Here is a 7,678-nt window from a genome sequence, read left to right as displayed (position 1 = left end):
GGCGAAGGCCCGGCGCGACAAACGTTTGCGTTCGATCACCCGGCCCTGCCCATCGGCGAAGGCCAGCTCGAACACCTCTTTTGCCAAGTCGATGGCGACGGTCGTAGCATGCATGGCGTGGACTCCTCTCGTGCTCCCGTGTCCCGATCCAGTATCGGTCTGGCTCATCGAAGCCGTGTGGCGACGCGGGAGGCGTCCATTTCATCATTCAAGCCGACGCGGTAGCTCCTTCGCTTCAGTGGACACCCTGACCTAGCCCTCAGGAGTGTTCCCATGCCAAAGCCCGGCACGAGAACAATCGGCCGTTACAGCGACGAATTCAAAGCGGTCGCCGTCCAGCTAAGCCAGCAACCTGGTGTGCGGGTCAGAGTAGGCTTTCTCTACGAGAGGTGAGAAACGGTACTCTGACCCCTGTTTCGGGAATCTCACTCTTGGATCCCAGATCCTCGCCGTGGCAGCCGATGCCGTTTCGCGGCGCAACTTGCTCCGGGCGTGGGACCACAGGAGAAGGTGTCTTGCGATCCCCATTGCTTGCCCTGATGTTGCTCGCAGCTCCGACCGCCTCGGCGCAGAGCGGGAGAGAACCCGTCGTCGGATTGCCCTGCGAGGGATGCGAAGCCGTTTTCGATGGGATCCCGGCCCGGTTGAACTCCCGCGCCCGTATCGCGCCGGGATCCGAACCCGGGGCCCCGATGCTTGTGGTGGGGAAAGTGCTCGACGCACAGGGCAACCCCGAACCCGGCATCGTCGTTTACGCCTATCAGACCAACAGCCAGGGAATCTATCCGGAGTCGCCGGAGGTTCCGAACCTCGAGACCAGGAGACAGGGCACCTTGCGCGCCTGGGTCAAGACAGACGCATCGGGTCGGTATGCATTCGACACCATTCGACCCGGCAGCTACCCGGGGGAAGACATTCCGGAGCATATCCATTTCCACGTCCTCGAGCCTGGGTGCTCGACCTATTACGTCGACGACATCATGTTCACGGACGACCCGAAGCTCACGCCGAAGCAGATCGCGCGCATCGCGAAGGACCGTGGCGGAAACGGGATCTCGACGCCCATCCAGCATGAAGGTGTCTGGTACGTGACCCGCGACATCCACCTGGGGAGGAATATCCCGGGGTATCCTGCGTGCAGGAGATAGGCCCGGGGACCGGCGCTTCATTCGAGGCGGTGCCGCTTCCCGGCTCGGCTGGTCGGTTCGCGCTCGCAACGGGACACAAGGAGCATCGTCATGGCTGACCTGGATTCGACGTTCGCTGGGCTGGCAAGGATCATGCGTGCCCGCGCCACGGGCATGTCGATCAGGACGGATGCGCCCGGGAACCTCTACATCGAGATTCCGCCCGCCACGCCCGGATCCAAGCCGGGCTTTTTCGGCGCCGTGCAGACGAAGAAGTCCTACGTGAGCTATCACCTGATGCCGGTGTACGAGGACCCAAGCCTCCTGGAGGGCGTAAGCGAACAACTCCGGAAGAGGATGCAGGGAAAGTCCTGTTTCAACTTCAAGTCGGAGGACGAGGCGCTCTTCAAGGAGATCGATGCGCTTACCCGGAAGTGCGCGGAGAGCGCCAGATAAGTCCGCGCCATCCCCAGTCGACCAAACGGTTCGAAGTCGCGCCGCGACTTGCCTGGGTCCACTTGTCAGCGTTCGTAGGGAGCAGCGTCCATGTCAATGTCGAATGTGTTCCCCGCCGAAGGCGGCTGTGACTGCAAGGGCATCCGATACCGACTCGAATCGGCACCCCTCTTCGTCCATTGCTGCCACTGCCGCTGGTGCCAGCGGGAGTCGGGGGCTTCGTTCGCGCTCAATGCCCTGATCGAGGCGGACCAGGTGACCCTGCTCGCGGGGGAACCCGAGCTCGTCGACACGCCTTCGGAGAGCGGCAAGGGCCAGATATTCGCCCGCTGCCCGACGTGCAGGATCGCGGTCTGGAGCAGCTATTCCGGCATGGGCCCGCTGATCAGGTTCGTCCGCGTGGGCACGCTGGACGACCCGGACCTGATGCCACCGGACATCCATATCTTCACGGCGTCCAGGCAGCCGTGGGTCGTCCTGCCTCCCGGCGTGCCCGCCGTACCGGAATACTACGACCGCCGGGAGCACTGGCCCGAAGAGAGCCTGGCCCGCCATCGGATACTTCTCCCGCTGATCAAGGCGCAGCGGGTCGCCAGCCGGAGCGGCGAATGAAAGTCCGCGAGTTCCGGTGGTTGAAGGCATCGCGTGCGTGGCCGACAATCGATCGAGGTCGGCGTTGTTTCGCGCCATCGCCTGGAAAGCGACACCCACGTCAAACGGAGGATTCCATGCACAGGATGTACAAGCAGGCTTTGCTTCTCGCCGCGATCGGCGCTTTCGCGATCCCCGGCCTCGCCGCCGAAACCTACAAGGTCACCGCCGAAATCAGGCACGCGGACACGGTGGTCGACACGCCCACGCTGGTCGTCAGGGATGGCGTGACGGGCCAGGTCAGCATCAATGGGGAGTCCGGCTACCGGCTCCAGGTGACGGTCACCTCGCCCGAGGAAGGAGAACTGGATGTCGCGGCGAAGGTCGATACCCACAAGGGGTCGGTCTCGACGTCGGTGACCACGGGCATCGGAAAGGCGATGGCACTGTCGACCGGCGAGCTCGGCTTGCGCATCACGGTGGAACCCGCCGGAAGCTGACGAGGCCTGGGGTGGCGGCGTGGCGGCTTGCCCCGCACGCGACGGGCTTCGGGGGATTGGCAGGCGGACGGCGGCAAGGGACACTGACGCTGCCAAGCGCCGGGCGATTGCACGGCGTCGCGTGTCCAATCCAGGGGGAACGGGGATGCTCAAGCAACTGCTGGTCGCGGTAGTGGTGGGGTGCGGCGTCATGGCGGCCCCTGCGGCCCACTCCGCTGGCAGGAAAGGCCTGGCGCCGTTCGCGGACGAGACGGCATTCCTGGCGCAATGGCAGGACTGGCGACGCGAGGCCCGCGCCGCGGAGGAAAAGTATCGGCGCGAGCGCGCCAGGAACGTGCCGGTCCCGGTCGCGGTCCCCGCGCCGCTGTCCATGTCCTCGTCCGAAGCTGCCGCCACCGCCCTGGACACGATCGAGGTCACCGGTTCGCGCATCGAGCCGGCCGACCTGGTCTCGATCACCAATGTCCAGACCGCTGGCGTGGACGAAGGCGGCATCGTCAAGGCGAATGGCGATTTCCTGGTGGTGCTGCGGCGCGGACGCCTGTTCACCGTCAAGGTGGGGGACGACCGGCTCGAACCCGTGGCCTCCATCGATGCGTTCGCGCCCGGCAGCGATCCCTCGCGCACCTGGTACGACGAAATGCTCTTGTCGGGCTCCACGGTGGTGGTGGTGGGCTACAGCTACGAACGCGGCGGGACCGAGATCGGCCTGTTCCACCTGTCGGACGAAGGTACGCTCGCCCATCGGGCGACGTACCACCTGCGCGCCAGCGACTACTACTCCGCCCGCAACTATGCGAGCCGCTTGATCGGCACCACGCTCGTCTTCTACAGCCCGGTCTCCTTGTACCTGGACGAGGCGTCCCCGCTGGCGTCGATGCCCGCCCTGCGCCGCTGGTCACCCAGCGCGACGTCCGACGACTTCCACCCGATTCTCCCGGCGACGCGCATCCACAGGGTGCGGGGCCAGGACCTGAACCTGACCGGCCTTCATGACGAGGTCGTGCTGCACACCGTCAGCCGCTGCGAGCTGGGCGATGGCGACATGCATTGCGAAGCCGAGGGCGTGCTGGGTCCGGAGGGCCGTGTGTTCTATGTGTCGCAAAGCGCCATCTACCTGTGGACGACGCCCTTGAGCGCGGACGAGGATGCAGCCGATGCGTCCACCCTCTACCGCCTGCCCCTGGACGGCAGCGCACCCACCGCCCTGCGCACCAGCGGCGCGCCGATCGACCAGATGTCGTTTCTGGAGGCTGACGGCATGCTCAACGTCCTTGTCGGAAGCGAGTCCGGCGGCGAGGGCATGTGGGCGTCGGAAGGGTCGACGGGCACGTTGGCGCTCCTGCGCCTGGGCCTCGACCGGCTGGGCGACGGTCGGCGTGCCGCCCGCCCCGGCGACTACCGGCCCCTGCCCTCGGCCGGCACGACGCCCTACGACATCAGCAACCGCTTCATCGGCGACTGGCTCGTCTACGGGGTGGGCCCATGCCACGGCTGCGATCCGAAGGCACGCCGGCCGGCACATGCGCTGCGCCCGGGCGATGCCAGGGCCCCGTTCGCACTCCAGGTCGGGCATGCGGTCGAACGCATCGACGCGATGGGCAAGGATGCGATCCTCGTGGGGGCGTCCGGGCCGGACCTGCATTTCACCGGCGTTCGCCTGGATGCGATGGCCGCGGCAACGAGCGCCTACGTGCATCCCGACAGCACCCAGGGCGACGACCGGACCCATGGCTTCTTCTATCGCCCCACCGGCGAGGCCACCGGCATCGTCGGACTGCCCGCCCTGCACTTCGACGGCGAGGGCGTTGGCGACGGTGCCAGCGTGGTCTTCCTGCACAACAATGCCCTGCGGCTCCGGGGCATGGGCACGCTGGATGCGCATCCGGACGGCGCGCGCGTGGACGACTGCCAGGCCAGCTGCGTGGACTGGTACGGCAACGCGCGCCCGATCTTCATGGGCACGCGGATCTTCGCGCTGATGGGCTACGAAATCGTCGAGGGCGAGCGGGTGCGTGATCGCATCCGCGAGCGCCGCCGCACCGACTACTTTCGCGCGCCGGAAGCCACCAGCACGCCGCCGGGTGGCGCCACCAGCCAGTAGCCCCGGCGGCCACCACGCGTCAACGCGACGCGTCGCGATCCAGCGCCACGTCGATGGCGTCCATGATGCGCGGGTCGTCGGGCGCGCCGCCGCCGAATTGGACCGGGCCCGCTTCCGGCGCGAGTGCCCGATAGCCGCCGTCGTAGTCCCAGGTGGTCAGGTACACCACCGCCCCATCGAGACTGTCGATGCCATCGAACGCGTTCGCCGGGAAGGTCACCGTCACCGTGCCCGCCGCCGCGTCCACGCGCAGCGATGGACCCGGGGTGACGGTCTCGCCCTCGTCCTGGGCGTCGGCGCCTTCGGCACGGGTCAGCAGGTTCGACCAGCCGTGCGCGCGCCAGCGGTATTGCCAACACCGGTCGCCGGGCAGCCGCGCGGCCTGCTGCGGCATCACCGCGGTGCCGTCGTCGCGGCCCGGCAACGACAGGTAGGCGGTGAAGGCGACATGGTCGAAGCCGTTGGCCGGATGCCAGGCCTGGCTGATTCCGGCCATGCCTATCTCGAGCCGCAGTGCGCCGCCGGCACGCCAGGCGCGGACCCGGTGGATGTCGGCCGGATGGCGCTCGCGCCAGCCGGGATCGCTCGGGTAGCGGTAGCGTCCGTTGGGGCCGGTGTCGTCGCCGACCGGGTCGTCGCGGTCGGCCAGCAGATGCCAGTCGAGCGCGACGCGGAACGCGGCCGGATCGCTGGTGGCACCCGTGAGCGGATCGCGGGCGAGCAGGCGGTGGACGCGGTCGGGGTCGATCATGCCATCGGTGCGCAATCGCGCCTGCCAGCGCCCATCGGTGCCGACTTGAATGGTCTGCGCATGGCCGAGATCGCCGTCGACGAGCAGTTGTATCCGGGCCACGCCCTCGGCGCGGCCGTGCACGATCTGTTCGCTGCCCCGGATCACCGCGGGCACGGGATCCATCTGCAGGCGCGGCAGGAATGCCTCGCCGCGCGGCAACGGCGCCCCCGCCTTCCCCGGGGTGGATACCGAGCCGGCGCGCCACACTTCGCCGCCGTGCACGGGAAGCACCACGCTGATGGTTCCATCGGCGCCGACCAAGAGGTCGCGTGGCGCACCCTCGATCGCAAACGCACTGCGCAGCGGTGTCCCCGCGGGCAGGCCCGTGGCCACCCGGTCGAGCAGCATGGGCGTAGCGGCGCTGTTGAACGCCACGAGCGCGTGGCGGCCGCCTTCGCCATCGATGCGCCAGGCGATCGCGCCCGAGCGCGCCGGATTGTCGGCCAGCACCACCGGCGTGCCACGCGAGAACAGGGTGTCGCCGCGACGCAGCGCGATCGCACGCTGCAGGTAGGTGTAAAGCGGCGCGGAGGTGTCGAAGTGGTCGCGCCCGTGACTGCCAAACCCCGTGGCGAACATCGCCGGGCGCTGCGCCAGGAAGCCCTGCTCGGTGCCGTAGTAGATGACCGGGATGCCCGGCAGGGTCAGCATGGCCAGCAGGGCCTGTTTGAGGCCGGCTTCGCTGCCGCCTGCGAGGAAGCGGTCGACGTCGTGGTTGTCCACGAAGGTCGGCATCCGCCAGGGATCGGCGTGCAGGGCCATCATCGTGCGGATGCGGTGGGCCAGCTGCGCGGTCGGCCGCCCGCGCGCGAAGACGTCGCCCAGGGCACCGTACAGCGGGAAGTTGATCATCGACGGCAGGCCGCCGGGCGTGCGCATGTAGGCGTCCAGTTTTCGCGCGCGGGTATCGTCGAAGGGCGCATCGACGCCGAAGCCCTCGCCGAAGGCCAGGAAGTCCTGGCGCCCTGTCGCGGCGGCGACCGCGACCATGCCCGGGGCGTCGGGGTCGCTGGCCTGCATGAAATCGCTGAAGTAGTCGGCTGGCACGTGGAAAGCGGTGTCGACGCGAAAGGCATCCACGCCGACGTCGCGGATCCAGTCGCCGTAAGCCTTGCGCAGGGCCCGCCGCACCACCGGGTTTTCCGTGTCGAGGTCGTCCAGCCCGGCCAGTTGATGGTCGAGCTCCTGGCGGCGATCGGTGTAGTCCGCGATCGCCGGGGTCCAGTGGTAGATGCCGGCATCGCGCTGCGCGGGATCGCGTGGATCGTTGCGGTCGAACGGCGACTGCACCGGTGCGGCGTGGCCGGTCGGGTCGCTACGCACGCGGCAATTCTGCTCGGGCGCGCCCGGCGCCGGCGGTTCGCAGGCGAGGAAGTCCCCGACGTGGTTCACCACCACGTCCTGCACCAGGTACATGCCGCGGCCATGCAGCGCGCGCGCCAGCGCGCGGTAGTCGTCGATGCGGCCGTAATGCGCGTCCACGGCGCTGAAGTCGCTCGCCCAGTAGCCGTGGTAGCCGCTGAAGCTGGCGGACGGGTTCAGCCACTGGTTCGCGACCGGCGGCGTGATCCACAGCGCGGTCGCACCCAGTTGTTGCATGTAATCCAGGCGCCGGGCGAGACCCCGCAGGTCGCCGCCGCTGTAGCGGCTGCCATCGGCCGGGTCGTACTCGCCGGCGCCCTGGTCGTTGTTGCCGGGGTCGCCGTCGTCGAAGCGGTCGATCATCGCGAAGTAGACGACCTGGTCGCGCCAGTCGGGCGAGGTCACGTGCAGGCCGGCGTCGTCCCCCGGCGGCGCGACGACACCGGCGGACATCGCCGACCCGGCCTGCAGCAGCGCGACGACGGCCAGCACGCCGGCGCCCCGTCGCAAGGTTCCGCCCGTGCCTACCACGCGCCGATGCCGCCCGGCCTGTTCCAAACGCCCGCCCGTCCGCGCCATCCCACCTCCCCCGGTGCATCCACGGCGAGGGTCCCGGTCACGGGCCGCCGTTCGTCGGGGATCACTATTCCATGCCGCCGACACCGTCGATCCGCTGCATACGTCTTCAGCCGCCGTGAATACGTTTGCAGGATCGTTTGTGCAGTTGCACCCGCGTCTACTATCG

At 68.4% G+C, this 7,678-nt stretch carries 6 protein-coding genes and 1 pseudogene; 5 read left to right on the top strand and 2 right to left on the bottom strand.

What is annotated here, in order from left to right; genetic code table 11:
* Positions 1-114: pseudogene (locus H4F98_RS15870) on the bottom strand (IS110 family transposase); the annotation flags it as partial.
* Positions 115-461: 347 nt separating this feature from the next.
* Between H4F98_RS15870 and H4F98_RS15865 the strand changes: the two are divergent.
* The 5 genes from H4F98_RS15865 to H4F98_RS15845 all read left to right on the top strand — a co-directional run bounded on the left by H4F98_RS15865 (position 462) and on the right by H4F98_RS15845 (position 4,778).
* Positions 462-1,148, top strand: coding sequence for a dioxygenase family protein (locus H4F98_RS15865; protein ID WP_343064781.1), 687 nt, complete (start codon positions 462-464; stop codon positions 1,146-1,148).
* A gap of 90 nt (positions 1,149-1,238) precedes the next feature.
* The gene (locus tag H4F98_RS15860) at positions 1,239-1,583 is read left to right on the top strand and encodes a hypothetical protein (protein ID WP_182688806.1); all 345 of its coding nucleotides are present in this window, start codon (positions 1,239-1,241) and stop codon (positions 1,581-1,583) included.
* A gap of 90 nt (positions 1,584-1,673) precedes the next feature.
* Positions 1,674-2,195: a GFA family protein gene (locus H4F98_RS15855; RefSeq protein ID WP_246373308.1), complete on the top strand. Its 522-nt coding sequence runs from the start codon at positions 1,674-1,676 to the stop codon at positions 2,193-2,195.
* 116 nt (positions 2,196-2,311) lie between these two features.
* Positions 2,312-2,674 carry a hypothetical protein gene (locus H4F98_RS15850; protein ID WP_182688805.1) on the top strand — a complete coding sequence of 121 codons (363 nt, stop codon included), beginning with the start codon at positions 2,312-2,314 and terminating at the stop codon, positions 2,672-2,674.
* 145 nt (positions 2,675-2,819) lie between these two features.
* Complete coding sequence (locus tag H4F98_RS15845) at positions 2,820-4,778, top strand: beta-propeller domain-containing protein (RefSeq protein WP_182688804.1); 1,959 nt, start codon at positions 2,820-2,822, stop codon at positions 4,776-4,778.
* 19 nt (positions 4,779-4,797) lie between these two features.
* Here the strand turns inward: H4F98_RS15845 and H4F98_RS15840 are convergent, their stop codons facing one another.
* Entirely contained in the window at positions 4,798-7,425 is a 2,628-nt protein-coding gene (locus H4F98_RS15840; protein ID WP_182688803.1) for an alpha-amylase family glycosyl hydrolase, read from the bottom strand.
* Between the last annotated feature and the right edge of the window lie 253 nt (positions 7,426-7,678).

The organism is Marilutibacter spongiae, from assembly GCF_014145325.1.
Lineage (GTDB): Bacteria > Pseudomonadota > Gammaproteobacteria > Xanthomonadales > Xanthomonadaceae > Marilutibacter > Marilutibacter spongiae.
The sequence above is the reverse complement of the archived record's forward strand: the minus strand, read 5'-3'. Positions and strand labels throughout refer to the sequence as shown.